Annotated in this window: 2 protein-coding genes; both read left to right on the top strand. The window is 37.7% G+C overall.

Features of this window, described 5'->3' with window-relative positions; all coding sequences use genetic code 11:
* The coding region (locus AC1DRF_RS27760; protein WP_477742279.1) for an ATP-grasp domain-containing protein at nucleotides 1-893 on the top strand (893 nt) is incomplete at its 5' end.
* Nucleotides 894-908: 15 nt separating this feature from the next.
* On the top strand, nucleotides 909-1422 hold a 514-nt coding region (locus tag AC1DRF_RS27755; protein ID WP_477742278.1), incomplete at its 3' end, for a hypothetical protein.

Here is a 1422-nt window from a genome sequence, read left to right as displayed (position 1 = left end):
ATTTTAAAGAGGTTGAAAATACGGAGGAATTAAAGAATCTTTCACTGCCTTATCCTGTCGTAGTAAAACCTTCTAACGGATTTTCCAGTCAAGGCGTATCACGAGCGAATAACAAAAAGGAACTGATTGACAGCATAGAAAAAGTGAGACGCGTAAATGAAGAAGACTTAAGCAAATTCACAAAAAATAAAACKAGCATGGTAATTGAACAATTTATAGACGGACCAGAGTTTGCTATTGAAACGTTTTCTGTAGAAGGAGAAGTTTATGTACTTTCTATAGGTTATAAAGGAAATTCCAAAGGACCTTTCTTTGAAGAAGGTGTTTACATAGCTCCAGCTCAGCTAGAAGAAAACGTTTGGCAATCTATTGCACAAGAAGCAGCTAGAGCAGCAAATGCTTTAGGAATTGAGAATGGCCCGGCTCATATTGAATTACGCCTGGACCCAGCAGGAAAACCTTATGTAATTGAAATAGGAGCGCGCATTGGAGGATCTGGGATTTCTCATTATATCGTAAAGGAAAGTACAGGTATTAACTATATGGAGCTAGTTTTTTACTATGTATTAGGGTTAAAACCTCCTGGGTTAAAACCTCCTGTATTAAAAAATGAAAGAAAACGAAAGAAAGTGGTGGGCAACTACATTATCCCTGTGCAAGGCCATGGGATTTTTAAAGAAATTCGAGGCTTAGAAGACGTGCGCAGAGATACTGAAGTAAAAAGAGTTATTCAATTTATAACTAAAGGGACAGACATTTTACCATATCCGCACTTTTCAGGGTACCCTGGATTTATTTTAACCACTCATGACTCTTATTCCGACTGTGAGCAGTATTACAGCTATTTAGATAACAAAGTAAAAATCGTTTATAAAAATAAAGTAAACGCATAGGGGGTATCAAAGGCTATGATAGTTGCAGAGTCGTCTAGTAAGAAAAATAAGCAGCTTCAAAAAATTAGCATTATCCATACCTTAGGGCCTGAAGGAACAAATTGTGAAAAAGCAGGCTATCTGTGGTTCGAACGCCAAAGCATACAAGGTCAGGTCTTTTTGCATCAAACGTTGGAAGAAGCTTTAGTTCATGTGAAAGAAACAGAGAGTTCTGCTCTTCTAGGCTGCGCAGTATATCCTTACTTACATGATATTGTGTTCAAAAATTTAACTAGTTTAGAGCTAGTAGATAGCTTTATTATGCCAACGTATAACATGGTGCTTGCCTCAAAAGAAGAGGTGATAACAACCAATAACCTGTTAATTGCTTCACATCCTGCCCCTGTTGATTTAGCTCATTCCATCAGTCCCAATGTTCAGTTAGTAAATAGTAATGCTCAAGCGGCGATTGATTGCTTAGAAGGAAAGGTAGACGCATGTATTACAACGAGTAAAGCCGCTAACGAGCAGGGGTTAACAGTTTTAAAAG

This window comes from Priestia sp. P5_B4, assembly GCF_056400385.1.
This window is presented reverse-complemented; position numbering and strand designations above follow the sequence as displayed.